This window comes from Actinokineospora guangxiensis, assembly GCF_042657845.1.
Taxonomy (GTDB): Bacteria; Actinomycetota; Actinomycetes; order Mycobacteriales; family Pseudonocardiaceae; genus Actinokineospora; species Actinokineospora guangxiensis.
In genome coordinates, this window is sequence record NZ_JBHSKF010000007.1 from 93,422 (window position 1) to 119,943 (window position 26,522).

Below are 26,522 nucleotides of genomic sequence, written 5' to 3' on the forward strand. Positions count from 1 at the left end.
CTGGTCACGCGCGCGGCCGGGCTGCCAGAGTGGCGTGTCCACTCCGGCACCGAAGCGGGGGACCGTGACGAGCCTGCCGACGCACCGCGCCATCGCCGTCTTCGACGTCGAGGGGTTCAGCGCGGACTACCGCGACGACCGCGCCCGGCTGGCGGTGCGCGCGGCGATGTACCGGATGGTGGAGACCGCGTTCACCACCTCGGGTGTGCCATGGGGCATATGCTTTCGTGAGAACGTCGGCGACGGTGTCATCGTGGTCGTTCCCCCGACGGTGTCCAAGGTGCCGCTGCTCGATCCGCTGCCGGATCGCCTCGCCGCGGACCTCGCCGAGCACAACCGCCACGCGCGGGCCGCCGAGCGGCTGCGCATGCGCATGGTCGTGCACGCGGGCGAGGTGACCGAGGACGACAACGGCTTCTCCGGCGCGGCCCTGGTGCACGCGTGCCGGATCATCGACGCCGCCGGGCTGCGCACGGCCCTGGCCGGGGCCGACGGGCCGCTGGCGCTGGCGGTGTCCGACCCGGTGTACGAGGGCATCGTCCGGCAGGGGTACCGCGGGATCAGCGCAGCCGACTACCACCCGCTCCGCGTCGAGAGCAAGAACGGCAGGCTGCACGCCTGGCTGCGCCTGCCGGGCTCGTCGCACTCCCCCGCCCCCGCCCCCACCGCCCCGGACGTCGCCCGGCCCGAACCGCCGCGGCAGCTGGTGCCCGCACCCGCCGCGCTGGTCGGCCGCGACGCCGAGCTGGCCGCACTCGACGCGGCGGCCGCCGCTCACCGGCTGCTGGTCGTGACCGGCCCGCCCGGCGTCGGCAAGTCCGCGCTGGCGCTGCGCTGGGCACACGGGCGGGCGGACGGGCGCCCCGACGGCCAGCTGTACGCCGACCTCGGCGGGCAGCGCGACCCGGTGCCGCCGGAGGAGGTGCTGGGCCGCTTCCTGCGGGCGCTGGGGGTGCCCGCGGGGGCGGTCCCGCTGGAGCTGGACGAGCTGTCGGCCCGGTTCCGGTCCATCACCGCCGACCTCGACCTGCTGGTGGTGCTGGACAACGCCGCCTCCGCCGCGCAGGTGCGGGCGCTGGTGCCCGGCTCCCCTCGGGCGCTGACCGTGGTCACCAGCAGGCGCTCGCTCGGGGCGCTGGCCGTGGACGGCGCGCGGGTCGTGGAGGTCGGGCCGCTGCCGGTCGAGGCCGCCGTCGACCTCCTCGCCGCGCTGGCGGGCGACGGCCGGGTGCGGGCGGCCCCCGAGCACGCCGCCCGGCTCGCCCAGCTCTGTTCCGGCCTGCCCATCGCGCTGTGCGTCGTCGGCGCGCGGCTCGCCGGGCGGCCGAAGGCGACCCTGGCCAGGGCCGTCGACGACCTCGTCGACGAACGGCGCAGGCTCGCCCGCCTCTCCTTTGACCGAGACCTCTCCGTGGAAGTGGTGTTCGACGTGTCCTACCACGCCCTGTCCGAGCCCGCGGCGAAGCTGTACCGCACCCTCGGCCTGCACCCCGGCCCCCAGTTCGCCGTCGAGGCCGCCGCGGCGGCGATCGGGGTGGCGGGCGCCGACGCCGAGCCGCTGCTGGAGGAGCTGGCGGGCGCGCACCTGGTCGAGGAGCCCGAACCCGGCCGGTGCGGCCTGCACGAGCTGATCCGGCTGCACGCGCGGCAGCAGGCCGAGGCCGTCGACAGCGAGCGGGACAGATCCGTCGCGGTGCGGCGCTTCACCGACTGGTACCTGTCCACCGCGGTCTCGGCCAGCGCCCAGGTGACGCCGCACCGCGACGACCTGCGCTGCGATCTCGAGTACGCGCCGGTCGAGGCGACCGGGTTCACCGGCCACGGCGACGGTCTCGCCTGGCTGGAGCGCGAGCGGACCAACCTGCTGGCCGTCGCCCGCCAGGCGATGGAGCGCGGCTGGCCCGCCGCCGCCTGGCAGATCGCCGACGCGATGTGGGGCCTGTTCCTGTTCCGCTCGCACTACCGGGACTGGCTGGAGTTCGACCTGCTCGCCGTCGAGGCGACCCGCAGGGCAGGCGACGCGGCCGCGGAGGCCAAGGCGGCCGACCGGCTCGGCCTGCTGCACCACGCGCTGGGCCGCAACACCGAAGCCCTCGTCCACATGCGACGCGCGCAGGCGCTCTGGCACTCCCTCGGCGACGCGCACCGCTGCGCGCAGTCCATCGAGCGCCTCGGGTTCGCCCACCTGGACCTCGGCGAGGTCGACGTCGCGCTGCGGCACTTCCGCGACGCGCTGGCCGAGTACCGCCGCCTCGGCCAGGACCGCAGCACCGGCCTCGCCCTGATCAGCCTCGGCCGGGCCCTGCTCGACGCCGACCGCCCCGCCGAGGCGGCCGAGGCGCTGGCGGAGGCCACGGCCGTCTTCGACGGCCTGGACGTCGCCGACCCCTACAACCGCGCCCGCGCCCAGATCGCCCTCGGCCGCGCCGAGACCCGCACCGGCGACATCACCGGCGCGCGCGCCCGCCTGTCCGACGCCGAGCGCACGATGACCGCCCTGGACTCACCCCTCGGCGGGGCGGACGCGGCCTGGGCTCTCGGCGAACTCGAACAGGAGCACGGCGACCGCGCCTCCGCCCTGGCGCACTACCGGCGCACCGAGGCCGTCTTCGCCGCGCTCGGCAACCCCGGCCTGGAGCGGGTCCAGGCCCGGATCCGGTCGCTCTAGGCCTAGACGGCGAAGACCCGCCGGTAGGTCGAGGCGATGGGATCGTCGTCCACGTCGAGCACGGGCTGGCCGCCGGTCTCCACCCAGGCGTGGAAGGTGTGCGGGTCCTCCCGGAACCCGAAGCACCACAGGACCCGCTTGCGCCGCAGGGCGCCCGCGAGCACGGCGGTGAGCGACAGCTCCAGGCAGGCGACGCGGCCCGGGTACCAGCGGCTGACGTGCCGGGCCGCGGCCAGCCACTCCGCGACCTCGGCGGGGGAGGCGTCCCCGAGCACCGCCCGCCGCTTGATCCGCGCCACCGCGGCCGTGCAGGTGCGGAAAGGCAGCCGCAGCAGCACCAGCGCGCAGGCGAACGCGATCCTGGTGATCGCCCCGGTCCTCGGCGCCTGCCGGGGCGCGACCGCCATCAGCACGCCCGCGCCGCCGCGGGGCTGGACCACGGGCAGGTCGAGCAGCCCGCGGCGCACGAGCGCGTCGATGAGCGCGTCCGCGTCGGCGGTGAGGCGCTCGACGGCCACGGCGGGGTGCCGCCTCGCCAGTTCGCGCACCGCGGCCGCCACGTCGCCGGTTCGGCGCAGTTCCTCGAACAGCACCGCGCCGCTGGAGTTGAGCAGGTGCCACCGCCCGGTCTCGCGGTTGAGGACGACAAGGCCGCCCGCCCGGTCGTGACCGGTGTGAACCGAACCCGGAACGGTGAACCCGGTCATCGCGACGTCCCCTCGTTGGCCCGCAGCCACAGCTCGACGGCGAACACCTGGTTGAGCGCGCCCCAGGGGACGGGCAGGCCGCGCAGCGCGTCGTCCAGCACCGGGCGCACCAGGGACGGCTCGATCAGCCCGTGCTCGGCCAGCAGGCAGTCGTCGGCGAGCAGGTCCCGCAGCCCGCTAGCGGCCAGACGCGCGCCCGCGTGCGCGCTGGAGGTGTAATCCCCTTTGGTGGTCCGGCCCAGCACCGCCGCGGGAACCGCGCCCGCCAGCGCGGCGGCGAGCAGCGGCTTCGAGGCGTCCGGCCGCACCCGGTCGGCCCCGTGCAGGGCGAGGCACGCCCGAACCACCGCACTGTCCAGGAACGGCGCGTGCACGGCGACGCCGTACTCGTGGCCGATCATCCGCAACCGGCGCTGGGTAAGGCTTTGCAGCCGCATCTGCCCCGCCGTCACCAGGTCCGCCAGCTCCCAGCCCGCCGGCAGGTCCGCCGCCGAGCGCCGCACGTGCTCGGCGAGGTCGGCTGCCGCCTTCCTCCGCAACCAGGCCGCGCCCCGCGGATTCCACGGGCCCGTCCACCGTCGCGCCCACGAGGCGTCCGCGCGCGGCCGCTCGAGCGTCCGGGCGAGCGCGCGCAGCCCGTCACCGCGGCTGGCGGCGAGCACCGCGCCGTGCACCAGCGCCGAGGGCGCGGCGGTGCGCATGCGCCCCCAGGCGACGCAGTGGCGCCACAGTGCGGCGTAGTCGCCCCGCCGTGCGAGGTCGGCGAGGTAGACCGGCGACGCGCTGAGCACGAAGTCGCCGCCCTCCCCCACCAGGTGCAGGTCGCCGTGCTCGGCGGCGACGGCGAGCCGGGCCCGGAAGTGCCCGGCGGACAGGGCGGCCGGGTGCGGGTCGCAGTCGTCGGCGTCGAGCCTGCGGTACGGCAGGTCGTCGTCGGCGCAGGTGATCTCGTGGTGGCGCAGGGCCGAGTCCAGCTCCGCGTACCCGCGCGCCCTGAGGATGTCGTCCTCCACGGGCGCGTGGGCGTAGCGGAAGGTGAGCACCGGCAGCTCGGCGGCGTCGCGGACGGCCAGGAAGGCGAGTGAGGCGGAGTCGACGCCGCCGCTGAAGTCGGCGGTGACCCGCCCCAGCGCCATCCTCGCCCGCACCGCGGCGGCGAGCGCGGCACCCAGTTCCTCGGCGGCCTCACGCAACCGCGTGCCCGCCACGGGTCCGATCGGGTCCACACCGGAGAGCAGCGCGTGGCCGCCGCCGAGCTGCCACCGGTGCCCCAGCGGCAGCCGCGCCACTCCCGCGTAGGGGGTCGTCTTGGCGAGCAGGTCGCACGCGTCGGGGCAGACCATCCTGGCGGCCAGGGCGACACCGTCCACTTCGGCCGCGACGAGCGCGGCCACGTCTGCGGGGTGGTCGCCGATGTGCCAGTCGCTCGCGCTTTCGGCGGCATAGAAGGGAAATTGGCCCACCGGGTCGGTGCGCACGGCGGCCTCGTCGCCGCGCACCAGCACCGACGAGAAGCACCCGGGCAGCGCGTGCAGGGCGCTGACGTCACCGGTGCCGAGCGCCGAATCGGCCGCGGCCGCGAACCTGGTGGACCGCTCGGCGCAGGCGCCGAGGACCACGAGCGTCCCGCGGCGGTCGGCCACCATCCGCAGATCCGGGGACGGCCGCACCGAGAGGCTGACCCGGCCAGCAGGCGCGCTCCTGGCCTTCGCCACCGACAAGGACACCGACACCGCCGAATCCCGCGAGACTCAGCGTCCCGCCTCTTGGGCGGTCGGATCACCCGAACCATCGGAATTGCCGTTGGTGACCGCGTGGACCGCGCCGAGATCGACCACGGTGGGCGGCTCGTACTCCGCTTCCACGGCGGGGATCGCGTGGTCGTCGCTCACAGGGCCTCCAGCGTCCACTCCGGACCGTATCGAGACCGGTCGCTGTGAGTAGTGTAGCCGTAGCGGGAGTCACCCGCCAAGGTGATGATCGAGAAAGAAACCACCGATGACCTGCCGATGTCGACCACGCGCAGTTCATTATTCCGTCGACCGCATTCATCAGGATGGGCGTGTGCAGAATCGTTAACTGAAGCGTGGCAGCCCCGCCATGTCAGGAAGACCGCCTAAGGTTTACTCTTGGCCGCCTTCAAGTAGAAGGAACCAGCCTTTCGGAGGACGTCATGAGCCGTGCGGGAGAGAGCCCGGTCAACGCTCGATCGCTCCTGTGGACGCCTTCGGACTCGGTCCGGGACGTGAACCGCAGGCGGATCATCCGCGCCGTGATGGCGGGACCCGGAACCCAGGTCAGCATCGCCCGGCAGACACGGCTGTCCCAGGCGACGGTGTCGGGCATCATCTCCGACCTCCAGAAGGAGGGGATCGTCCGCGCCGACAGCGCCGAGGGCGAGCGGGGCAAGCGCATCCGGCTCGGCCCGGTCCGCGGCGTGGCCATCGGCGTCGAGGTCAACCACAACGGCCTCACCGTGGCCGCGCGCCGCCTGGACAACTCCAACGTGCAGTACGAGTCGATCGAGTTCGCCGCCGACCAGGGCGGCTCGCTGTGGGTGCGCGAGTCCGTCCGCCTCATCAAGGACCTGGTCGCCGAGATCGGCTTGGACGAGAACTACATCCTGTCCATCGGACTGGGCGTGCCCGCCGCGGTCGACCCGAGGACGGCCAGGGTGACCCAGGTCGCCGCCTCGCTGTCGTGGGACCTCAGCGGCGAGCCGGGAGCGCGCTTCCGCGACCACTTCCCGCACGTCCCGGTGATCGTCGACAACGAGGCGAACCTGGCGGCCTGGGGCGAGGCGACCTACGGCGCCGGCCGCGACCACGAGACCGTGCTCTTCGTGAAGGCGTCCACCGGCGTCGGGTCGGGGCTGGTCATCGGCGGGCTCATCTACCGGGGCAGGCATGGTCTCGCGGGCGAGATCGGGCACCTGACGATGGACCCGCTCGGGACCGTGTGCCGCTGCGGCAGCCGCGGCTGCCTGGAGACCTTCGTCGGCGGCGCGCGGCTGATCGACCAGGTGCGCCAGGCCTACGCGGGCTACCGGGTGGACCTGCCCGGCAGCCTGGAGAGCATGATCGAGCGGGCCAAGAACGGCGACGTCGTGTGCAGGCGCATCCTGCAGGACGCCGCCCGCAACATCGGGTTGGCCCTGGCCAGGGTGTGCAACCTGGTCAACCCGGAGATCGTCGTGATCGGCGGCGAGCTCGGCCGCGCCCCGGACATGATCGTCCAGCCGATGATGGAGGCGACCCGCCAGTACGCGCTGCACGGGATGTTCGAGGGCACCGTGCAGCCCATGACCATCGTCGGCTCGGAGCTGGGGCTGCACGCAGGCTCCCGAGGCGCCCTGGAGTTCGCGATCTTGGCCGACATGACCGTTCAGGATGCGAGCTAGCATCGGCACCTGATGAAGCCTTGACTTCGATCTGAAGTGTCTTACTCTTCCATTAGGGAGAGAAAGGCTCGCGCCATGCAGCAGTCGCCGTCACCCACACCGGAGTCCGGACCAGCGCGCCCGACCAGGCGCCCCTTCAACCTCCACGTCGCGCGCCGGGTCCAGCCCGGGTTCCGGCGCTTCCGCGACCTCGCCACCACCCGCACCGACACCCGCACCGACACCCGCACCGACACCCGCCCCGACATCCGCATCGCCCCCGCCGAGCCGGTCGAGGTGGCCGCGCCCGAGATCGGGCGCGAGGGCTGGTCGTCCTTCGGCCCGCAGCGCGACGTCCTGTTCGGCGTCCACACCGTCACGAGCCTCGCGCGGCTGGAGGACCTCAGCCCGCTGGTCGAGCAGGACCCCAGGGTCCAGCTGATCTACACCGCGGTGCCCGACCTGCTCGGCCACGGCGTGCCCGAGGCGCTGCGCGACCTCGACGTGCTCACCATCCCCTGGGAAGAGGCGGTGACCAGGGAATTCGACCTCGCGGTGTCCTCAAGCCTGCACCGCATGGAGGACATCCGCGCCAGCCGCCGCTTCGCCGCGCCGCACGGGGCGGGCTACAACAAGCTGTGGCCCGCCTGGTCGCCGATGTGCGCGGGCGGCGAGCGGCAGGTCTACGGCCTGGACAGCTGGTCGCTGCTGGACGAGGTCGGCAACCCCATCTTCGACGCCGTCGTCCTGCCCCACTACGACCACCTCACCACGCTCACCAAGCAGTGCCCGCAGGCCGTGCCCTACGCGCTGGTCGGCGGCGACCCGTGCCACGACCGCCTGCTGCACTGCCTGGACAAGCGCGACTGGTACCGCTCCGAGCTGGGCGTGCGCTCCGGACAGGTGCTCGTCGCGGTGGCCTCCACCTGGGGTGATCGATCCCTGGTGTCGCAACACCTTGACTACCTCACCCGGCTGCCCGCCGAACTGCCCGCCGACCACCGCGTCATCGCCACCGTGCACCCCGGCGTCTGGGCCAAGCACGGCACCAGGGCGGTGCGCGGCTGGCTGCGGCGCATGCGCGACGTCGGCGTCGACCTGGTGGACGCCCGCGAGGACTGGCGCGGCCTGATCGCCGCGGCCGACGTCGTGCTGGCCGACCACAGCTCGCTCGGCGTCTACGCCGCGGGCGTCGGCCGCCCGCTGATCCTGAGCCACTACGCCGCGGGCGAGGTCGACCCCGACTCGGTGCTCGCCGACCTGGCCCGGCGCAGCCCGGTCCTCGACCCGGCGCGGCCCCTCCTCGGCCAGCTGGAGGAGGCGCGCAAGGCCCAGCCCGCGCAGTGGGAGGTCGCCCAGCGGCGGCTCGCCTCGCTGCCCGGCCTCTCCGCCCAGGTCATCCGCCAGGCCTTCTACCGCCTGCTCGAACTTCCCGAGCCCGCGGCGGGCGCCGAGTGGCCCTCGGTGCCCGCCCCGCGGCTGGTGGTCGACCGTTAGACCTTGAAGGTCTCCGCCGTCGGCGAGGTGTTGTCCCGGCTGCCCACCCACGCCTCGATCGCGTCGACGGCCTGGGCGACCGGGACCCCGTTGATCTGGGTGCCGTCGCGGAAGCGGAAGGAGACCGCGCCCGCCTCGACGTCCTTGCCGCCCGCCAGCAGCAGGAACGGCACCTTCTGCAGCGTGTGGTTGCGGATCTTCTTCTGCATGCGCTCGTCGGAGGTGTCGACCTCCACGCGCAGGGCGCGCGCCTTCAGCGACTTCGCCACGCCCAGCAGGTGCTCGACGTGCTCGTCGGCGACCGGGATGCCCATCACCTGCACCGGCGCCAGCCACGCCGGGAACGCGCCCGCGTAGTGCTCGGTCAGCACGCCGAAGAACCGCTCGATCGAGCCGAACAACGCGCGGTGGATCATGACCGGGCGCTGGCGGGAGCCGTCGCCCGCGGTGTACTCCAGCTCGAACTTCTCCGGCAGCATGAAGTCCACCTGGATGGTCGACATCTGCCAGTGGCGGCCGAGGGCGTCCTTGGCCTGCACCGAGATCTTCGGCCCGTAGAACGCCGCGCCGCCCGGGTCGGGCACCAGGTCCAGGCCGGAGTCCTCGGCGGCCTCGCGCAGGGCGTTGGTCGCCTTCTCCCACACCTCGTCGGAGCCGATGTACTTCTCGTCGTTGCGGGTCGAGAGCTCCAGGTAGAAGTCGTCGAGGCCGTAGTCGCGCAGCAGGTCGAGCACGAAGCCCAGCAGCGACTTCAGCTCCTCCTGCACCTGCTCGGGGGTGCAGAAGATGTGCGCGTCGTCCTGGGTCATGCCGCGCACGCGGGTCAGGCCGTGGATGACGCCGGACTTCTCGTAGCGGTACACCGAGCCGAACTCGAACATGCGCAGCGGCAGCTCCCGGTACGACCGGCCGCGGGAGCGGAAGATCAGGTCGTGGAAGGGGCAGTTCATCGGCTTGAGGTAGTAGTCCTGGCCCGGCTTGCGGACGGTGCCGTCGGCGTTGAGCTCGGCGTCGAGGTGCATCGCCGGGTACATGCCGTCGCGGTACCAGTCCAGGTGCCCCGAGGTCTGGAACAGCGCGCCCTTGGTGATGTGCGGGGAGTAGACGAACTCGTAGTCCTCCTCCTCGTGCCGCTTGCGCGAGTAGTCCTCCATGACCCGCCGGACGATGCCGCCCTTGGGGTGGAAGACGGCCAGGCCGGAGCCGATCTCGTCGGGGAAGCTGAACAGGTCCAGCTCGACGCCGAGCTTGCGGTGGTCGCGGCGCTCGGCCTCGGCCAGCAGCTCCAGGTGCCTGTCGAGGGCCTCCTGGGACTCCCACGCGGTGCCGTAGATGCGCTGGAGCTGCGGGTTCTTGTCGTTGCCGCGCCAGTAGGCGGCCGCGACGCGCATCAGCTTGAAGGCGGGGATGTGCTTGGTGGTGGGCACGTGCGGGCCGCGGCAGAGGTCGCCCCACACCTTCTCGCCCGAGCGCGGGTCGAGGTTGTCGTAGATCGTCAGCTCGCCGCCGCCGACCTCCATGACCTCGGAGGTGTCGATGCTGTCCGGGCTGTCCGGGCCGCCCTTGATGTCGACCAGCTCCAGCTTGAACGGCTCGTCGGCCAGCTCGGCCTTCGCCGCGTCCAGGGAGTCCACCACGCGCCGGGAGAAGCGCTGGGCGCCCTTGATGATCTGCTTCATGCGCTTCTCCAGCGCCAGCAGGTCCTCGGGGGTGAACGGGGTGTCGACCCGGAAGTCGTAGTAGAACCCGTCCTTGACCGGCGGTCCGATGCCCAGCTTGGCGTCCGGGAACTGCTGCTGCACGGCCTGGGCGAGCACGTGCGCGCAGGAGTGGCGGATGACGGCGCGGCCGTCGTCGGAGTCGGCGGCGACCGGCTCGACCTCGGTGTCGGCGTCCGGGGTCCAGGACAGGTCGCGCAGGTCGCCGTGCGCGTCGCGCACCACGATGACGGCGTCGGGGCCCTTGCCGGGCAGTCCGGCCTCGCGGACGGCGGCGCCCGCGGTAGTCCCCGCGCGCACCACCACGCTCGTGGGGGCGGCGGGCACGGGCTGCGGCTGGGACACGACGGCTCCTGTTCGGGCAGAGGTCAGCTGAACAGGAGAGATGCTATCGAGACGGCGCGACCGCGTTTACCGCGTGCCCTCCCCCGCGCGGGATCTCGCCGCCGTGATCGGCCGCCACCGCTACCGCATGCCCTCCATGCGCAGGATCTCGTCGCTCTGCTCGGCGACGACGTGGTCAGCCATCTCCTGGACCTTGATGTCGTCGCCACGGCCCTTGACCTCGGTCGCCATCTGGATGGCGCCCTCGTGGTGGCGGATCATCAGGTCGATGAAGAGGCGGTCGAACGCCGGGCCGGAGGCGGCAGCGAGCGCGGACATCTCCTCGGCGGTGGCCATGCCGGGCATGGCGGCGTGGGCGTGGGCGTCGGTCGGGTTCACCGCGGGCAGGTCGTGGCCGGTCAGCCAGCGGTTCATCATCCCGATCTCCGGGCCCTGCGCGTCGGCGATGCGGCTGGCCAGACCCTTGAGCTGGGTGTTCTGGGCGCGCTCGGGGGCCAGCGCGGTCATCTCCACCGCCTGCTGATGGTGGACGATCATGTTCCGCACGTAGGCGATGTCGGCGTCGTTGGGCTTGGCCTCGGGGATCGCGGTCTGGACCTCGTCCTGCGACAGGGTCCGGTTGTCCTCGCCGGGCTTGCCCGGCTGCACGATCGTGTGGTCCGGCGGTGGGGCCTCCTCGGCGCACCCCGCGGCGCCGAGAACCGCGAGCACCCCGGCACAGGTGATGAGCATTCCCCGCACAAGTCCTCCCAACAGCGGCGACGCCGAACCGCGCCCGACGGTACCCCGAGCGGCGGCGGCGGGCGAACAACCGTTCAACTGGGAACGAGACCAGATAAGTGAGGGTGGTTTGAACGGCTAACAACGACAATACTGCGGGCAGCCAACCTGAGAGAGGGGTGTGTGCAGCGTGTCTTCCACCCGACGCGACCGGCGCCGAACACGTGTTGCCGTCATGGGGGCGGCCGTCGTCGCCGCGGCCACGGTGCTCGGGACCGCCTCCGCGTCCGCGCAGAGCGAGTTCCCCGCACCTGACCAGATCGTCACGAGCCCGAACGTCAAGCACTTGGCCAACATCCCGGCCACCGCGCCGCTTGCGGGCACCGGGTCGACCGGCACCGACATCGCGTTCCAGGACACCTACGCGTTCGTCGGCAACTACCTCGGCTTCACGATCTACGACATCAAGAACCCGCGCCAGCCCAAGATCCTCAGCCAGGTGCTGTGCCCGGGTTCGCAGAACGACATCTCGGTCACCGGCAACCTCGTGGTGCTGTCGACGGACTCGCGCCGCAGCGACGACTCCTGTTCCTCGACCGCGCAGAACGACGGCACCAAGGCCTACTGGGAGGGCATCAAGGTCTTCGACGTCAGCGACAAGCGCAACCCGCGCTACGTCGCCGCCGTCGAGACCGCCTGCGGCTCGCACACCCACACGCTGGTTCCGGACAAGCGCGGCAAGGACGTCTACGTCTACGTCTCGTCGTACTCCCCCTCGGCCAGCATCTCCAAGTGCCAGCCCCCGCACGACTCGATCTCGATCGTGAAGGTCCCGCTGAAGAACCCGGCCTCGGCCGCGGTCATCGCCACCCCGAACCTGTTCCCGGACGGCGGCAACCCGGGTCGCCCCGGCTCCGTGGCGACCGGCATGACGTCGGCGACCTCCGGCTGCCACGACATCACCGCCTACCCGTCGAAGAACCTGGCGGCGGGCGCGTGCATGGGCGACGGCATCCTGATGGACATCTCCGACCGCGAGAAGCCGCGCGTCATCAACCGCGTCCAGGACGACCAGCACTTCGCGTTCTGGCACTCGGCGACGTTCAACAACGACGGCTCGAAGGTCCTCTTCACCGACGAGCTGGGCGGCGGCGGCGCGGCCACCTGCAACGCCACGATCGGCCCCACCCGCGGCGCCAACGCGATCTACGACATCACCGGCCGCGGCGACGGTCGTCTGCTGGAGTTCCGCAGCCTGTACAAGATCGACCGGCACCAGACCTCCGCGGAGAACTGCGTGGCCCACAACGGCTCGCTGATCCCGGTGCAGGGCCGCGACATCTTCGTGCAGTCCTGGTACATGGGCGGCGTGCAGATCATCGACTTCACCGACTCGCGCAACCCGGTGGAGATCGGCTACTTCGAGCGCGGCCCGGCGGCCAACCCGGCCGAGAGCGGCGGCTCGTGGTCGGCGTACTGGTACAACGGCTACATCTACTCCTCCGACCTCGGCAAGGGCTTCGACGTCCTGGAGATCAACGACCCCCGCACCAACCCGGCGAAGAGCGTTCGCATCAACGAGCTGAACGTCCAGTCGCAGGTCCCCTACAAGTGGTGATCTGAGCCCAGCGCACCCAGGAGCCCCGGCAGCCCGGCTGCCGGGGCTCCTGCATGCTTGGCCCATGCGACCTCTGCGCTACAGCGCGTTCAGCGCCGATCCCGCGGGCGGCAACCCGGCGGGTGTCGTCCTCGACGCGTCCGGGATGGACGAGGCCGAGATGCACGCCGTCGCGGGCGAACTGGGGTACTCGGAGACGGCGTTCCTGTTCCCCGGTGACGTCATCCGCTACTTCAGCCCGCTGGCCGAGGTCCCCTTCTGCGGCCACGCCACCATCGCCACCGCCGTCGCCCACGCCCGCTCGCACGGCCCCGGCACGCTGGTGCTGTCCACCCGGGCGGGCGAGGTCCCGGTGACCACGGCCCTGGACGCCACCGGCGCCGTCACCGCCACCCTCACCAGCGTCGCCCCCCGGTCCCAGCCCCTCACCGACCTGCCCGCCCTGCTGAGCGCGCTGCGCTGGCCAGCCGCCGACCTCGACCCCGCGCTGCCCGCGGCGCTCGCCTACGCGGGCGCCTGGCACCCGATCATCGCCGCCGCCACACGCACGCGTTTGGCGGAACTTGACTACGACTACCCCGCACTGAGCGCGCTGATGGCCGAGCGGGGCTGGACCACCGTCAACCTCGTTTACCGCGAGTCCGCGTCGGTCTTCCACTCCCGCAACCCGTTCCCCCCTGGCGGCGTGGTCGAGGACCCCGCCACCGGGGCCGCCGCGGCCGCGCTCGGCGGGTACCTGCGCGAGCGCGCCCTGGCCGCGGGCGAGATCACCGTCCACCAAGGGGTCGACATGGGCAGGCCGGCGCTGATCACGGTCGGCATCCCCGCCGAGGGCGGCATCTCCGTCAGCGGGACGGCGGTGGAGATCGGCTGAGCCGGGCCGCTCAGGCGGGGATGATGTGGTCCACGAAGCCGTAGGCCAGCGCCTCCTCGGCGGTGAACCACATGTCGCGGTCGGCGTCGCGGGCGATCCGCTCGACGGGTTGTCCGGTGTGCGCGGCGGTGATCTCGGCGATGCGCCGCTTCATGCGGGCGAAGATCGCCGCCTGGATACCGATGTCGCTGGCGCTGCCGCCGATGCCCGCGGAGGGTTGGTGCAGCAGCACATGCGTGCTGGGCAGCAGGTAGCGCTTGCCGCGCGCGCCCGAGGACAGCAGGAACTGGCCCATCGACGCCACGAACCCGAGCCCGATCGTGGCGACGTCGGGCTTGATGTGGTTCATCGTGTCGTGGATGGCCATGCCCGCCGTGACCGAGCCGCCAGGGGAGTTGATGTAGAGGGTGATGTCGCGCTCGTCGTCGTCGGCGGCGAGCATGAGCAGCCGCATGGACAGCCGGTTGGCCACCTCGTCGTCCACGGCCGAGCCGAGGAAGACGATGCGTGAGGCGAGCAGTTGCTCGAAGACCGGATCGCGCGGGTCGGCCGCCGCGCCGGACGCGGCGATCAGTTCAGGAACCGTCATCTCTCCCCCTGGGTCGGCGATGCCTACCCCGACGACGGTAGCCGCGCTTTCCGTGCTCCAGAACGCCTTTCGCGGTCGGCGAACCACCTGGGCCGGGCGGACCGGCACCCGCCCGGCCCGCGGTCTACTCCACGGTGATCTCGCCCATCTTCGACCAGCCGGTCGCGCCCTCGATCGTCGTGCTGACGATGTCCGGGGTGCGAGCCACCAAGGGGGTCATGGTGGCCAGCCCGGCGCGGAAGTGGTCGGAGTTGACGTGGGCCTCGGCGGCGTCGTCCTGGAACGCCTCGACCAGGACGAAGGTGTTCTCCTCCTCCACGCTGCGCGACCACTCGAACCACAGGTTGCCCGGTTCGGCGCGGGTGGCCTCGGTGAAGGGGCGGACCCGCTCCAGCCAGGTGTCGGCGTGCTCGGGCTTCACGGGGAACTTGACCACAATGAAGATCATGTCCGGGAATCCTAATCGTCGGGCGGGGTAACCGCAGGTCAGGGGACGAGGATCGCCCGGCCGCGGACGTGGCCCGCTTCCAGGTCGTCCAGGGCGTCCTGGAAGTCCTCCAGCGGGTACTTGACCGTGTGCAGGCGGACCTTGCCGCGCGCGGCGAGCGCCATCAGGTCGCACAGGTCGGTGTAGAAGCCAACCAGGTTGCCGATGAAGTTGATCTCGGCGGAGACGATGTCGATCGTCGGGGACGTCGATGTTCTCGCCGTAGCCGACGACGTGGTAGTCCCCCGCGCGGCGCAGCATCGCGACGCCCTCCTTGGTTGCCCCGGCACGACGGTGATCTCCGGCGGCTTGTGGTAGCCGACGCGCTGCCCGCGTGGGCGGCGGGCGAGCTGGTCCCGGCGCTCGCCGGGGCGCGGGCGCCGTTCGTGCTGACCGCCTCCGGCGCGGTGCCCGACGAGCCGGCGCCGCTGGTGGACACCGTCGTGGAGGCGCCCGCGCTGCGGCTGCGGCCCGACGACGTCCTGCCGCCGGCCCACCACTTCGCCCGCCGCGACCGTGGCCGCGACGTCGCCTTCACCCCCGCCGAGCGCGCGCTCACCACCTGCGACTGGCCGGAGAACGCCGAGCAGCCGCGCCGGGTCGTGCGGACCGGGCGGACACCGTCGACCTGCGGCATCTGCCCGCCGAGGTGGTCACCGGCGGCGGACACCGGCTCAGCAGGATGCAGGCGATCGAGCGCGACGAGATCGTCCGCTGCCTGGCCGAGCCGGGTGTCACCGTCGGCGCGGCGGCAGCCCGGCTCGGCAGGGGCAGGGCGACGATCTACCGCAAGATGGCCCAGTACGGGATCACCGCGCGGCGGCTGCGCTCCTGAGGAAGTCCAGCACCGGCCCGGTCTGGCCCAGCACGGCGTGTCCGACCTCAGGAAGGACGGTGACCGTGGCGTGCGGCACGGCGCGGCGCAGGCGCTCGGCGGTGCCCCGGGAGTCGAGCATGGCGTCGCGCGCGCCGACGATCGCCAGCACCGGCATGGTGAGCGCCGCGAGCGCCGCGTCGGAGAAGATCGGCAGGCGGTCGTAGCGGGGGCGGAACTGCCGGAAGATCGCGACGAGGTAGTCGGCGACCTCGGGGGTGTCCACCCCGGTGGCGGCCTTGATCGAGCGGTGCGCGCCCCAGGAGCCGAAAGGCTTGTACAGCAGTGCTTTGACCAGGAAGCCGACCTTCTGCCTGCCGATCCCGCCCGGGCACAGCAGTCCCAGCGCGCTCACCCGGTGCGGCCGGGTGCTCGCGTAGTCGGTGGCCAGCCAGCCGCCCAGCGACGCGCCGACGAACGCGGCGGCGTCGAGTCCGAAGTGGTCAATCACGTCGTCGAGCCACGGGGCCAGGGTGTCCAGCGGCGGCCGGGACTGCGCCGAGCGGCCGGGCTCGCCGACGACGTCGACGGCGAGCACCCGGAAGTGCTCGGACCACGCGGCGACGTCGCCCGCCCACATCGCCGCGTTCGAGCCGGAGCCGTGCAGCAGCACCAGCGGCGGCGCGTCCGGCGGCCCGCTGGCGAGGACGAAGGTGTCGCCCTCGCGGGTCGCGGCGGTGTGGCGCTCGGCGGGCACCGGCCACCGGTCCAGGTACTCGGTGTAGCGGGCCTGGATGTCGCGCCTGCCCGCCTCGGTCTTGTAGATCACGGCTCCAGCACCGCCTGCAGGTACTCCAGCAGGTGCCTGGTGTCGGCCAGCCCGCCGATCACGACGACCTTCATCCGGCCTCTCCCCTCGTCGTAGGCCGTCTGCACCCGCAGCGGCTGGTCGGCGGCCTCGGTGCGCACGGCGGTGAGCAGGGTCGAGACCCGGTGGGCGGCGTCGCGGCTGACCGCGTCGATCTCCACGACGGTCGTCACGTCGACGTGCCGCTTCCGCCTGACCTCCTCGGCCTCGCCCACCGGCTTGCCGAGCAGCGCTTCGAGGTCCGCCCGCGCGATCCGGTACTGCTTGCCGATCCGCACGGCTTTCAGCCGCCCGTCCCGGACGTAGCCGCGCACGGTGCGCACGTGCAGTCCGAGCTGCTCGGCGACCTCTTCGGCGGAGTACAGCTCTTTGGCCATGTCATTACGCTAACATCCCTATACGTCGCCTGTCGATGTACTTATAGGTACGTTTACGTATGTTCGGCTCATGGTGCGGCATGGCCGTAAGGTCGCGATGTGACGCGCAACCGGTTCTACCGCGACGGCAGGCTCGTGGAGGAGGACGTCCCCGTCGACCGGGCCGCGGAACTCCTGGCCGAACCGGACACCGTCGCCTGGCTGGACCTCGCCGCCCCGTCCGAGGCCACCCTGAACCGCGTCGGCGACGCGCTGGGCCTGCACGAACTGGCCCGCGAGGACGCCCTGCACCGCCGCCAGCGCCCCAAGGTCGACCGCTACGACAACCACCTGTTCCTCACCGCCTACACCGTCTCCCCCGACGCCCGGCACACCCACGAGATCAGCGCCTTCATCACCCCGCGCGCCCTCATCACCGTCCACGGCGGCGACGTCGACATGTCCGAGGTGACCCGCCGCTGGGACGGCACGGCCCACCTCGCCGACAGCGGCGCCGCACACCTGCTCCACGGCCTCCTCGACCACACCGCCGACACCCACGCCGCCGCGGCCGACACCCTGGAAGACCACCTGGACACCCTGGAGGACCGCGTCTTCGCCGACGACCGCGACCCCACTCTCACCCGCGACCTCCTCGCCACCCGCCGCGCCCTCACCACCCTGCGCCGCACCGCCCTCCCCATGCGCGAGGTGATCGCCGCCCTCACCCACCCCGACCACGGCGTCACCGACCACACCACCGCCCCGTACTTCCACGACCTGGCCGACCACGCCCTCCGCACCGCCGAACACACCACCGCCCTGCGCGAAACCCTGACGACCATCCGCGAGACCCAGCTGACCGTGCAGGGCAACCGCCTCAACCTGATCATGAAGAAGGTGACAGGCTGGGCAGCGGTGATCGCCGTCCCCACAGCCATCACCGGCTTCTACGGCCAGAACGTCCCCTACCCGGGCTCAGGCCAACCCTGGGGCTTCTGGACCTCCACCGCCGCGACGGCCTTGCTCAGCATCGGCCTGTACGCCCTCTTCAAGCGCAAGGACTGGCTGTAGCGAGGTCAGCGCCCACCCACACCGGCCCCATGACGGCCCGCCGCTGCGCAGGCGCGTCCTCCCGCCCGAACTTCCGCCGCTCGACGCGGTACACACAATCGATGCCCAGCCAGTGCAGGTGCGCGACGTCTTGTGGTGATCAGCGGCGCTCTTGGCCTCCAGGATCTCGTGCCCGTCCGACCCGACAGACCAAGACGGTGGCGAACTCGCGGTTGTAGGAGGTGGCAGCGGTGTGCACACGCTCGGCGGGCACCACCGACCCAGACCGAGCGCCCAGAGTAACGATCATGAACTGAGTTGCCACCCGTCCGCGTGACGGTCAGCGGTGGGCGGCGACCCACGCCGTCAGGTCGTCGGCGTCGACGGGCAGGGCCGCCGACAGGTTCTCGACCCCGTCCGCGGTGATCACCAGGTCGTCCTCCACGCGGACGCCGACTCCCCGCAGCTCCGGCGGCACCGTCAGGTCGTCCGGGTGGAAGTACAGCCCCGGCTCCACCGTCAGCACCATGCCCGGCTCCAGCGCCGCCAGCTGGTACGCCTCGAACCCGGCGTGCGCGCAGTCGTGCACGTCCAGGCCAAGGTGGTGCCCGGTCCCGCACACCATGTACCGCCGGTGGTGCTGACCCCGCGCCGACAGCGCCTCGTCCACCGACACCGGCAGCAGTCCCCAGTCGTGCAGCCCCTGCGCCAGCACCGCCGATGACGCCGCGTGGAAGTCGCGGAACTCCTTGCCCGGCCGCACCTCCGCCAGCGCCGCCAGGTGGGCGGCGTGCACCAGGTCGTACACCCGCCGCTCGGCGTCCCCGAACGACCCCGACACCGGGAACGTCCGCGTGATGTCCGCTGTGTACAGGCTGTTCGCCTCAACACCGACGTCCAGCAGCAGCAGCGCGTCCTCCGCCACCGGCCCGTCGCAGCGGGTCCAGTGCAGCACCGGGGAGTTCGGTCCCGCCGCCACGATCGAGGCGTACCCGGGCCCGTTCCCCGCGGCTCGTGCCCGCCGGTCGAACGTCCCCTGCAGCCACCGCTCTCCCCCGCCCCGGACGGCCTCGTCCAAGGCGCCCACGACATCGCCGAAACCCTGGATCGTCGCCGCGACGGCCGATCGCAGCTCCGCGATCTCCCAGTCGTCCTTGACCCGGCGCAGCTCGGCCAGCACCTCGCGCAGCCGCGGGCTGTGGGCGCCGACGAGCGCGTCCAGCCACGGGTCGGTTCCCCGGGCGGCCAGCGCGGCGGGGTGGCGGCCGCGCAGGGCCGACGGCAGGTCCTCCAGCGGGCGGCACGGGATGCCCAGGGCGCGTTCCCACTCGCGCGGGGTCGCCGAGCGGCCCACCCAGAAGCGGCTGGTGTCGGCGTCGGCGAAGAAGTCGGTCTCGTGCGGGGCGGCCGGGGCGGGCAGGTAGACGGTCGCCTCGTGGCCTTCCGGCACGGGGGTCATCACCAGGACCGCGCCGGGGGCCTGGCAGCCGGTGAGCCAGACGAAGTCGGAGTCGGCGCGGAAGCCGTGGAAGGTGTCGTTCGAGCGGACGGCCGGGCGGCCCGCGGCGAGGGCGACGCGCTTGCGGGGGAACGCGGCGGAGAGCCGGTCGCGGTGGGCGGCGGCGGCCTCGGCCGCTCCGGGCGGGCAGGGGGCGTCGTGCTCGCGGCGCTCCCAGTCCTCGCGCATCCACGCGCGGAATCCGTCGGCGTCGGCCAGCGCGCCCCTCAGCTCGTCCATCCCCGCCCTTTCCGTGTGCGTCGCCCCAGTCTCACCACCGGGGGCATCCGGGGGTCATGCACATTCGGATTCACCGCGGCGATGGCCATAAACCGCTTCAATGGCATTGTCTATAGCGGAATCCAGTCCTTGGAGCAGCCGATATCCCGCGCCTACACTTTTGCGGTGGAACTGGAGCTGCGGCACCTGCGGACCGTCGCCGTGATCGCCGAGACGGGCAGCCTGACCAAGGCGGCCGTCGTGCTCGGCCTGTCGCAGCCCGCTCTGTCGGTTCGGCTCAAGCGGCTGGAGGAAGAGGTCGGCGCGCCGCTGTTCACCCGCGGCTCGACCGGGGTCGTGCCGACCCTGTTCGGGGAGTTCGTGCTGCTGCGGGCCCGGGCCATCCTTGCCGCCGTCGGGGAGCTGCGGCGCGGCGCGGCCCGGTTCGCCCAGCAGGCGAGCAAGGTGGTGCGGATCGGCGGCTCGGCCGGGTCGGTGCTGCTGGGCCTGGCCGAGCGCCTCGACGCCGACCTGCCGTCCGTCGACGTCCGGCTCGCGATGGAGTACTCGCCGCTGCTGCTGCGCGACCTGGTCGCGGCGGGCCAGCTCGACCTGGTCACCACCGTCGACTACCCGGGTTTCGAGATCCCCGAGCACGACGTGCTGCGCTGCGCGGTCATCGAGGAGGAGCCCGTCTTCGTCGCCGTGCCGGCGACCGACCCGCTGGCCGCCAGGAGCGCGATCGCGCTGGGCGACCTCGCCGCCCACAGCTGGGTGCTGAGCCCGCCGGACGGCGCGGGCTGGCCGGACGCCTTCCACATCGCCTGCGCCCAGCACGGTTTCAGCCCCGATGTCCGCTACACCACGCCCAACTCCGACTCGATCCGCGCGCTGGTGTCCGCGGGCCGCGCGGTCGCCCCGGTGCAGCCGGTGTACTTCGCCGACGGCGACGTCGCGGTGCGCCCGCTGGAGGGCAACCCGGTGTCGCAGCGCCACATCATGCTGTGCCCGCGCGACGGCGCCCTGGCGCGCAGGCTGACCGTCCTGGTGGAGTTCGCCCGCGACGCCTACTGGTCGTTCGTCCGCGAGCACACCGCGCACTTCGACCTGCTGCGCGCGGGCCGCTGAACCCGGCGGGCGCGCAGCCCGCCGGGTCCACGCCGCTCAGAACCGGGCGCTGACCGACACTCCCGCGCAGCCCGGGTTGCCGCGCAGGCTGACGTAGAGGTACCCGGACGGCGGGGAGTTCACGGTGATGGACTCCGCGTTACCCGACGTGGTAGAGCGGTGGGTGGCGTTGGCGGCCGTCGCCCAGGAGCGCGGGCTGTAGTAGAGGTCGCAGTTGCCTGTGCCGCCTGAGGAGGTGATCCGCAGTTGGCTCTTCCCGGCGGGCATCGACAGGTACAGGTAGTCGTACCCGGAGCCGGAGGCCGACCGGTTCGACCGCGTGCAGCCGTTGCCCAGCTGACGCGCGTCGGCCTCCGCGCATTCACCGCCCGGCTGCTGGGTGCCGCAGTCACCACCCGCGCACCGGCCCAGCCACGAGTACCAGTCACTGTCGTAGCGGCTGCCGACGGTCGTGCCCAGGAACGACCGCGCGCCGTTCCAGTCGCCGCGCCGGTAGAGCCCGAGCACGGTATCCACATCGGACCGCCGTGACTGGATCATGTAGCGCACGGCCAGGTAGCCCCACCGGTAGACCCGTGTGGTGTCGTGGCTGTATGTCGTGCCGAACAGCGTGCTCAGCGCGTGCGTGCGCTTGCCTGCTTCGGTGATCGCCTCTGGATAGGCGAGATTGCGGTAGCTGTAGGACACGTACTCGGCGAAGCCCTCGATCCACCAGATGGTCGGCGTGGTGACGTTGGAGGTGAAGTCGCCGTGCAGGTTGAAGCGGCCGTCGAGGTAGTGGGTGTACTCGTGGTTGAGATTCCAGATCGCGAACTCCGGCAGCAGCCACTCGGCCTCGTAGGCGATGAACCGCGCCTGGTTGCCCGCCGCCGACGGGTCGCCTTCCAGGTACATGCCGCCGTTGTTGGTGTCGATGCCCCACATCGCGCCCGCGTACGTGCGGTAGTCGGTGCTGGAGTCGTAGACGATGACCTCAAGGCTGGTGTTGCGGTCCCCCGCGACCGGCCCGGTGTCGCGGGCGATATCGTGGAAGTGGGCGTCCTGCCGCAGCAGGCTCGAACAGGTCTGCGACAGCTGCGCCGCGGTGATCCGCTGCGCCCGCACGCGCAGTGTGGACGCACACGAGTGGGTGATCGGCAGCACCTCGGCCAGCAGCCGCTCCTGGAGGTCGCAGACGCCGTAGGCCGAGCAGTTCGCCCGGTCGTAGGAGTCGGCCATCTCGGCGACGCCGACCCACAGCGGCGCGGTCGCGCCGGTGCTGGAGGAGACGGCCAGCAGCTGCCGGACCTGCGGCCGCACGGTGGGCCGCAGCACGTCGTGCTGCAGGAAGCGCGCCAGCTCCCGTCCCGCGTTCGAGGTCAGGTAGGACCGCGGGCCGGGGAGCAGGCCGAGGTTGCGCAACGCGAAGTCGCGCAGCGCGGTCAGGACGCCGGTGTCCGCGGTGACCGCCGCGACGAACTCCGGGCGGTTGTGCCCGCGGAACAGCACCGTGTGGACGGAGTTCACCGCGTTCACCATGCTGGGGAACTGGTCGTAGGCGTCGCTGTAGCCGTTGAGCAAGCGTTTGACAACCCGCAGGTACCGCGCGCCGAGGTCGGCGCTGTCGATGAGCACGACCGCCTCCGAGAGCACCGCGCCGTTGCGCTCGGTGACCTCGAACGCGCGCGGACCGCCGAAGAACGCGTCGAGCGCGGACCGGCTCGCCGCGTTCAGCGCGGGCCCGTACTCGCCGACGATCGGGTTGTACCACTGCACGTAGTACCCGGCCCGCAGGAACAGCACGAGCCGCCCCGCGCCGGTGGAGTCGTCACCAGGGTAGGCGGCAGCGACCGAACGCAGCCGTTGCGCCACGGTCACCATCTGCGCCTCGCTGAAGGTGCGCTGCGCGTCGGTCCCGGTGAGCGAGAAGAGGGCGTTGACGCAGGAGAGGTCCGACGCCGCGACCTTGTCCGCCAGCGCGCTCCCGGTCAGGCCGATGATGCCGCACTCGTTCGCGGCGCGGTGCGCGGCCTCGGGCAGGTCGTAGTCGGCGCGCTGGGCCTCCCGTGAAGCCGGCAGCGGTGCGCGCTCCCGCACGGGCAGCGCATCGGCGGCGACGTGCTCGGAGTGTCCTGTGTGGTCGGCAGCGCCGACGGGCGGCGGCCCGTCGGCGGCCACGGCCGGCGGCGGGGCGGCGGTGGCCCCGGATGCCGGGGCCGAGTGCGCGCCGGTGAACACCAGCGCGGCGGCGAGTAACAGTAATGGGGCATGACGACGTTGTCCGAATGCCATCGCACGGCACCTTTCACAAAGCCCTGGAGGGCTTTGAAAGCAGGGTGATAAAGGCGTCGCGCGACTAGCACCGGTGGTTCAGACCGTACCCCGGGCGCGTGTCGTCCCGGGGATAGCGGCTTCCATGATTGCGGTCTATACAGTGTTCGGAACCACGATCAGAACGATGTATCAGATCTTGTCGAGGGTGATGGGCAGATCCCGCACCCGCACGCCGGTCGCGGCGTGGACGGCGTTGGCGACGGCCGCGGCGGTGCCCACGATGCCGATCTCGCCGATTCCCTTGGAGCCCATGGGGTTGACGTGCGGGTCGTGCTCGTCGATCCAGTGCGCCTGGATGTCGGCGATATCGGCGTTGACCGCGATGTGGTACTCGGCGAGGTCGTGGTTGACGACGTGGCCCGTGCGCGGGTCCAGCACGCTTTGCTCGTGCAGGGCCATGGACAGGCCCATGGTCATGCCGCCGATGAACTGCGAGCGCGCCGTCCTCGGGTTGATGACGCGCCCCGCGGCGAAGGTCCCGTGCAGCCTGCGGACGCGGATCTCCCCGGTGTCCGCGTGCACTCCGACCTCGGCGAACTGCGCGCCGAAGGCGAACATCGCGTACTTCTCCGACGCCGGGTTCTCCGGGACCGACCCCTCGGCGGACTCGCCGTCGGCGGGGTCGTCGCCGTGCTCGCGGCGGAAGGCCTCGGCCGCGGCGTAGGCGGCGCTGCCCCAGGTGGTCATGCCCGACGACCCGCCCGCGACCGACGCCACCGGGTAGTCGGTGTCGCCGATGCGGACCTCCACGTCGCGCACCGGCACGCCGAGGGCGTCCGCGGCGATCTGGGCGAGCGTGGTCCAAGTCCCGGTGCCGAGGTCGGCCGCGCCGATCTCCACCAGGTAGCGCCCGGCCGCGTACGTGATCCGCACGGTGGACTCCGGCATCCGGTGCACGGGGTACACCGACGCGGCGACGCCGCTGCCGACGCGCCACCCGTCCACCACCCCGGTGCGCCGACGCTCCCAGCCGAAGCGCTCGGCGCCCTCGCGCAGGCAGCGGACGAGGTTGCGGCTGGAGTACGGCAGCCCGCTGTCGGGGTCGGTCTCGGGCTCGTTGCGCACCCGCAGCTCGATCGGGTCCATGCCGAGCGCCTCGGCCAGCTCGTCCATGGCGACCTCGGGGCCGAACATGCCGGGGCACTCGCCCGGGGCGCGCATCCACGACGGCACCGGCACGTCGAGCGCGGCCAGCCGGTGGGTGGTGGCGCGGTTCGGGGTCGCGTACATCATCCTGGCGGGGACCGCGGTCTGCTCGGCGTATTCCTTGGTCCGCGAGGACATCTCGACGACATCGAGGGAAAGCGCGGTCAGCCTGCCGTCGCGGTCGGCGCCCAGGCGCATCCGCTGGATCGTGGGCGGCCGGTACCCGGCGAGGGCGAACATCTGCTGCCGGGTCAGCGCGACCTTCACCGGCCGGTCGGGCACCGCCCTGGCCGCCATGGCCGCCAGCACGACGTGCGCGTGCGGCTCCCCCTTGGACCCGAAGCCGCCGCCGACGAACGGGCACACGACCCGGACGTCCTCGATCCCGAACACCTTCCGGATGATCTGGCGCACGGAGTGCACGCCCTGCGTGGAGTCCCACAGCGTCAGCGCGCCGCCGGTCCAGAGCGCCGTCGTGGCGTGCGGCTCGATGGGGTTGTTGTGGTACATCGCGGTCGAGTAGGTCTGCTCGACGCGGGCACTGGCCTCGGCCAAGGCGGCTTCGACGTCGCCGTCGGAGGTGTCGGTCGGGAAACCCGCGTTGACCTCCTCCGGCTTGTAGGTCGGCGCACTGGCCAGGTCGGCGCTGTGCTCGTCCTCGGCGTACTCGACCGCCACCAGCCCGGCGGCGTGGCGCGCGGTCTCCGGCGTCTCGGCGACCACCACCGCGACGACCTGGCCGCGGAAGCCGACCGCATGGTCTTGCAGCACGGCGAGTTCGCGGTCCTCGGTGTCGGCGAGCCGTTCGGCCTCGCCCGCGGCGAGGACGGCCAGCACGCCCGGCTCGGCGCGGGCGGCCGAGGCCGCGATGCCGGTGATCCGTCCTTTCGCAACGGTGGACTGGACGAAATGGCAGTAGGCGGGCGCGGCCTTCACCCCGGTGTCCTCGGCCGAGGTCTCGTAGGCGTAGGTCGCCGTGCCGGTCACCTTGCGGATGCCGTCGCGCCGGGTGAGGTCGGCGCCGATCGCGGGGCTCATCGCCGCGCCGCCGAGTCGCGCAGGACGGCCGTCGCCGTGCGGGCCAGCAGACCGACCTTGAACTCCGCGCCCGCGACCGGCCGGGCTGCGGCGAGTTCGGCCTCGACCGCGGCGCGGAAGCTCTCCTCGGTCGCCGGGCGACCGCGCAGAGCGCTCTCTGCTTCGTAGGCACGCCAGGGCTTGTGCGCCACGCCGCCGAAGGCCAGCCGGACATCGCCGACGACACCGTCTTGGACATCGAGCACCACGGCGACCGACACCAGGGCGAACGCGTAGGAGGCCCGGTCGCGCACCTTGCGGTAGTCGCCGCGTCCGGGCGGGGGCGGCGGCAGATCGATTGCGGTGATCAGGTCGCCGTGCTCCAGGACCGTGTCCCGCTCGGGCGAGTCGCCCGGCAGGCGGTGCAGATCCACCAGGGGGACCGTCCGTTCGCCGTCGCGGCCGAGCACCCGCACTCGCGCGTCCAGCGCGGCCAGGGCGACGGCCATGTCGGAGGGGTGGGTGGCGGCGCAGTGCTCGGAGGCGCCGAGGATCGCGTGGTAGCGGGTGTAGCCGCCGAGCGCGGAGCAGCCCGACCCCGGCTCGCGCTTGTTGCACGGCGTGGTGGTGTCCTGGAAGTACCCGCACCGGGTGCGCTGCAGGACGTTCCCGCCGGTGGTGGCCGCGTTGCGGATCTGCCCCGACGCCCCGGCCAGCAGGGCGCGCGCCAGCACCGGGTAGCGGGTGCGCACCCGGTGGTCGGCGGCCAGGTCGCTGTTGCGCACCGCCGCGCCGATCGACAGGCCGCCGTCGAGATCGCTGACCTCGGCCGAGGTCAGCCGGGTGACATCGACGAGCAGGCCCGGTTCGGCGACGCCGAGCTTGAGGTGGTCGACCAGGTTGGTGCCGCCCGCGAGGTACATCGCGGCGGGGTCGGCGGCGACCGCGCGGACGGCGGCGCGGGCGTCGGCGGGACGGGCGTAGGCGAAGGGCTTCACCGGACCACGTCCCCGACGGCGGCGACGATGGCGTGGTAGGCCCCACAGCGGCACAGGTTGCCGCTCATCCGCTCCGACACCTCGGCGTCGTCCAGCTCCGCTTCGGCCGCGAGGTCGTCGGTGACGTGGCTGGGCCAGCCCTTCGCGGCCTCGTCCAGCACCCCTACCGCCGAGCACACCTGGCCTGGCGTGCAGTAGCCGCACTGGAACGCGTCGCGTTCGATGAACGCCTTCTGCACCGGGTGGAGTTCGCCGTCGCGGGCCAGGCCCTGCGCGGTCGTGACCTCGGTGTCACCGTGGGCCACCGCGAGCGCCAGGCAGCTCAGCACCCGCCGCCCGTCCACGAGGACGGTGCACGCACCGCACTGGCCGTGGTCGCACCCCTTCTTGGGGCTCGGGTTGCCCAGCCGGTCGCGGAGCAGGTCGAGCAGGGTGGTTCGGGTGTCGACCGCGATCTGGTGGGTGATCCCGTCGACGCGCAGGGTGACCTCAGCGTCCATGCGCCGGGGC

22 protein-coding genes and 1 pseudogene are annotated in these 26,522 nt (G+C 72.4%); 8 read left to right on the forward strand and 15 right to left on the reverse strand.

Annotated features, from left to right (window positions below):
* Positions 1–64 precede the first annotated feature (64 nt).
* The gene (locus tag ACFPM7_RS16445; protein WP_378248496.1) at positions 65–2,668 is read left to right on the forward strand and encodes an ATP-binding protein; all 2,604 of its coding nucleotides are present in this window, start codon (positions 65–67) and stop codon (positions 2,666–2,668) included.
* A gap of 2 nt (positions 2,669–2,670) precedes the next feature.
* Here ACFPM7_RS16445 and ACFPM7_RS16450 read toward each other — a convergent pair whose 3' ends face one another.
* Genes ACFPM7_RS16450 through ACFPM7_RS16460 form a run of 3 tightly spaced genes read right to left on the reverse strand, consistent with a single transcriptional unit; the run spans position 2,671 to position 5,267 of the window.
* Positions 2,671–3,375: a lasso peptide biosynthesis B2 protein gene (locus ACFPM7_RS16450; RefSeq protein ID WP_378248497.1), complete on the reverse strand. Its 705-nt coding sequence runs from the start codon at positions 3,373–3,375 to the stop codon at positions 2,671–2,673.
* On the reverse strand, positions 3,372–5,108 hold the full coding sequence (locus tag ACFPM7_RS16455) for an asparagine synthase-related protein (RefSeq protein WP_378248498.1): 1,737 nt from the start codon (positions 5,106–5,108) through the stop codon (positions 3,372–3,374). The genes ACFPM7_RS16450 and ACFPM7_RS16455 overlap by 4 nt, the downstream gene beginning before the upstream one ends.
* 18 nt (positions 5,109–5,126) lie before the next feature.
* Positions 5,127–5,267: a lasso RiPP family leader peptide-containing protein gene (locus tag ACFPM7_RS16460; protein ID WP_378248499.1), complete on the reverse strand. Its 141-nt coding sequence runs from the start codon at positions 5,265–5,267 to the stop codon at positions 5,127–5,129.
* Positions 5,268–5,548: 281 nt separating this feature from the next.
* Here ACFPM7_RS16460 and ACFPM7_RS16465 point away from each other — a divergent pair, with 281 nt between their 5' ends.
* Together ACFPM7_RS16465 and ACFPM7_RS16470 are read left to right on the forward strand one after the other, a co-directional pair.
* Complete coding sequence (locus ACFPM7_RS16465; protein WP_378248500.1) at positions 5,549–6,775, forward strand: ROK family transcriptional regulator; 1,227 nt, start codon at positions 5,549–5,551, stop codon at positions 6,773–6,775.
* A gap of 75 nt (positions 6,776–6,850) precedes the next feature.
* A complete protein-coding gene (locus ACFPM7_RS16470) occupies positions 6,851–8,251 on the forward strand; it encodes a hypothetical protein (protein ID WP_378248501.1) in 1,401 nt (466 codons plus the stop codon).
* On the opposite strand, the gene thrS is transcribed toward ACFPM7_RS16470, so the two are convergent.
* Complete coding sequence (thrS, locus tag ACFPM7_RS16475) at positions 8,248–10,314, reverse strand: threonine--tRNA ligase (RefSeq protein WP_378248502.1); 2,067 nt, start codon at positions 10,312–10,314, stop codon at positions 8,248–8,250. The two genes, ACFPM7_RS16470 and thrS, sit on opposite strands and share 4 nt — an antisense overlap.
* Before the next feature lie 120 nt (positions 10,315–10,434).
* Positions 10,435–11,046, reverse strand: coding sequence for a DUF305 domain-containing protein (locus ACFPM7_RS16480; RefSeq protein WP_378248503.1), 612 nt, complete (start codon positions 11,044–11,046; stop codon positions 10,435–10,437).
* A gap of 223 nt (positions 11,047–11,269) precedes the next feature.
* On the opposite strand from ACFPM7_RS16480, the gene ACFPM7_RS16485 reads away from it, so the two are divergent.
* Together ACFPM7_RS16485 and ACFPM7_RS16490 are read left to right on the forward strand one after the other, a co-directional pair.
* A complete protein-coding gene (locus ACFPM7_RS16485) occupies positions 11,270–12,652 on the forward strand; it encodes an LVIVD repeat-containing protein (RefSeq protein WP_378248504.1) in 1,383 nt (460 codons plus the stop codon).
* A gap of 64 nt (positions 12,653–12,716) precedes the next feature.
* Complete coding sequence (locus tag ACFPM7_RS16490; protein WP_378248505.1) at positions 12,717–13,526, forward strand: PhzF family phenazine biosynthesis protein; 810 nt, start codon at positions 12,717–12,719, stop codon at positions 13,524–13,526.
* 10 nt (positions 13,527–13,536) lie between these two features.
* Here ACFPM7_RS16490 and ACFPM7_RS16495 read toward each other — a convergent pair whose 3' ends face one another.
* From ACFPM7_RS16495 to ACFPM7_RS16505, 3 genes and pseudogenes are all read right to left on the reverse strand, one after another.
* Positions 13,537–14,115 carry a ClpP family protease gene (locus tag ACFPM7_RS16495; protein WP_378248506.1) on the reverse strand — a complete coding sequence of 193 codons (579 nt, stop codon included), beginning with the start codon at positions 14,113–14,115 and terminating at the stop codon, positions 13,537–13,539.
* 124 nt (positions 14,116–14,239) lie between these two features.
* Positions 14,240–14,563, reverse strand: a complete 324-nt coding sequence (locus ACFPM7_RS16500) for a putative quinol monooxygenase (protein ID WP_378248507.1) — start codon at positions 14,561–14,563, stop codon at positions 14,240–14,242.
* A 38-nt stretch (positions 14,564–14,601) separates the two neighbouring features.
* Positions 14,602–14,887: pseudogene (locus ACFPM7_RS16505) on the reverse strand (zinc-binding dehydrogenase); the annotation flags it as partial.
* Positions 14,888–15,284: 397 nt separating this feature from the next.
* Between ACFPM7_RS16505 and ACFPM7_RS16510 the strand changes: the two are divergent.
* Positions 15,285–15,437 carry a helix-turn-helix domain-containing protein gene (locus ACFPM7_RS16510; RefSeq protein ID WP_378248508.1) on the forward strand — a complete coding sequence of 51 codons (153 nt, stop codon included), beginning with the start codon at positions 15,285–15,287 and terminating at the stop codon, positions 15,435–15,437.
* Here the strand turns inward: ACFPM7_RS16510 and ACFPM7_RS16515 are convergent.
* Together ACFPM7_RS16515 and ACFPM7_RS16520 are read right to left on the reverse strand one after the other, a co-directional pair.
* Positions 15,412–16,245 (reverse strand): alpha/beta fold hydrolase, encoded by an 834-nt coding sequence (locus ACFPM7_RS16515; RefSeq protein ID WP_378248509.1) that lies wholly within the window; start codon positions 16,243–16,245, stop codon positions 15,412–15,414. The genes ACFPM7_RS16510 and ACFPM7_RS16515 overlap by 26 nt on opposite strands.
* Positions 16,242–16,661, reverse strand: coding sequence for a helix-turn-helix domain-containing protein (locus ACFPM7_RS16520; protein ID WP_378248510.1), 420 nt, complete (start codon positions 16,659–16,661; stop codon positions 16,242–16,244). The genes ACFPM7_RS16515 and ACFPM7_RS16520 overlap by 4 nt, the downstream gene beginning before the upstream one ends.
* Before the next feature lie 99 nt (positions 16,662–16,760).
* On the opposite strand from ACFPM7_RS16520, the gene ACFPM7_RS16525 reads away from it, so the two are divergent.
* On the forward strand, positions 16,761–17,714 hold the full coding sequence (locus ACFPM7_RS16525; protein WP_378248511.1) for a magnesium transporter CorA family protein: 954 nt from the start codon (positions 16,761–16,763) through the stop codon (positions 17,712–17,714).
* Positions 17,715–18,033: 319 nt separating this feature from the next.
* On the opposite strand, the gene ACFPM7_RS16530 is transcribed toward ACFPM7_RS16525, so the two are convergent.
* Positions 18,034–19,431: an aminopeptidase P family protein gene (locus ACFPM7_RS16530; protein WP_378248512.1), complete on the reverse strand. Its 1,398-nt coding sequence runs from the start codon at positions 19,429–19,431 to the stop codon at positions 18,034–18,036.
* A 165-nt stretch (positions 19,432–19,596) separates the two neighbouring features.
* Here ACFPM7_RS16530 and ACFPM7_RS16535 point away from each other — a divergent pair, with 165 nt between their 5' ends.
* Positions 19,597–20,538 (forward strand): LysR family transcriptional regulator, encoded by a 942-nt coding sequence (locus tag ACFPM7_RS16535; RefSeq protein WP_378248513.1) that lies wholly within the window; start codon positions 19,597–19,599, stop codon positions 20,536–20,538.
* Positions 20,539–20,574: 36 nt separating this feature from the next.
* On the opposite strand, the gene ACFPM7_RS16540 is transcribed toward ACFPM7_RS16535, so the two are convergent.
* From ACFPM7_RS16540 to ACFPM7_RS16555, 4 genes are all read right to left on the reverse strand, one after another.
* Positions 20,575–22,809 carry a M9 family metallopeptidase gene (locus tag ACFPM7_RS16540; RefSeq protein ID WP_378248514.1) on the reverse strand — a complete coding sequence of 745 codons (2,235 nt, stop codon included), beginning with the start codon at positions 22,807–22,809 and terminating at the stop codon, positions 20,575–20,577.
* Positions 22,810–22,980: 171 nt separating this feature from the next.
* Positions 22,981–25,035: a xanthine dehydrogenase family protein molybdopterin-binding subunit gene (locus tag ACFPM7_RS16545; RefSeq protein ID WP_378248515.1), complete on the reverse strand. Its 2,055-nt coding sequence runs from the start codon at positions 25,033–25,035 to the stop codon at positions 22,981–22,983.
* Positions 25,032–26,012: an FAD binding domain-containing protein gene (locus tag ACFPM7_RS16550; RefSeq protein WP_378248516.1), complete on the reverse strand. Its 981-nt coding sequence runs from the start codon at positions 26,010–26,012 to the stop codon at positions 25,032–25,034. The genes ACFPM7_RS16545 and ACFPM7_RS16550 overlap by 4 nt, the downstream gene beginning before the upstream one ends.
* Entirely contained in the window at positions 26,009–26,512 is a 504-nt protein-coding gene (locus ACFPM7_RS16555; RefSeq protein WP_378248517.1) for a 2Fe-2S iron-sulfur cluster-binding protein, read from the reverse strand. The genes ACFPM7_RS16550 and ACFPM7_RS16555 overlap by 4 nt, the downstream gene beginning before the upstream one ends.
* Positions 26,513–26,522: the final 10 nt, after the last annotated feature.

Excerpts from the sequence above, each read along its gene's own strand:
- ACFPM7_RS16530 (WP_378248512.1), bottom strand. The coding sequence starts at position 19,431 with ATGGACGAGCTGAGGGGCGCGCTGGCCGACGCCGACGGATTCCGCGCG.
- ACFPM7_RS16545 (WP_378248515.1), bottom strand. The coding sequence starts at position 25,035 with ATGAGCCCCGCGATCGGCGCCGACCTCACCCGGCGCGACGGCATCCGC.
- ACFPM7_RS16540 (WP_378248514.1), bottom strand. The coding sequence starts at position 22,809 with ATGGCATTCGGACAACGTCGTCATGCCCCATTACTGTTACTCGCCGCC.
- ACFPM7_RS16470 (WP_378248501.1), top strand. The coding sequence starts at position 6,851 with ATGCAGCAGTCGCCGTCACCCACACCGGAGTCCGGACCAGCGCGCCCG.
- ACFPM7_RS16495 (WP_378248506.1), bottom strand. The coding sequence starts at position 14,115 with ATGACGGTTCCTGAACTGATCGCCGCGTCCGGCGCGGCGGCCGACCCG.
- ACFPM7_RS16450 (WP_378248497.1), bottom strand. The coding sequence starts at position 3,375 with ATGACCGGGTTCACCGTTCCGGGTTCGGTTCACACCGGTCACGACCGG.
- ACFPM7_RS16465 (WP_378248500.1), top strand. The coding sequence starts at position 5,549 with ATGAGCCGTGCGGGAGAGAGCCCGGTCAACGCTCGATCGCTCCTGTGG.
- ACFPM7_RS16510 (WP_378248508.1), top strand. The coding sequence starts at position 15,285 with ATGCAGGCGATCGAGCGCGACGAGATCGTCCGCTGCCTGGCCGAGCCG.
- ACFPM7_RS16520 (WP_378248510.1), bottom strand. The coding sequence starts at position 16,661 with ATGGCCAAAGAGCTGTACTCCGCCGAAGAGGTCGCCGAGCAGCTCGGA.
- ACFPM7_RS16490 (WP_378248505.1), top strand. The coding sequence starts at position 12,717 with ATGCGACCTCTGCGCTACAGCGCGTTCAGCGCCGATCCCGCGGGCGGC.
- ACFPM7_RS16500 (WP_378248507.1), bottom strand. The coding sequence starts at position 14,563 with ATGATCTTCATTGTGGTCAAGTTCCCCGTGAAGCCCGAGCACGCCGAC.
- ACFPM7_RS16485 (WP_378248504.1), top strand. The coding sequence starts at position 11,270 with ATGGGGGCGGCCGTCGTCGCCGCGGCCACGGTGCTCGGGACCGCCTCC.
- ACFPM7_RS16480 (WP_378248503.1), bottom strand. The coding sequence starts at position 11,046 with ATGCTCATCACCTGTGCCGGGGTGCTCGCGGTTCTCGGCGCCGCGGGG.
- ACFPM7_RS16555 (WP_378248517.1), bottom strand. The coding sequence starts at position 26,512 with ATGGACGCTGAGGTCACCCTGCGCGTCGACGGGATCACCCACCAGATC.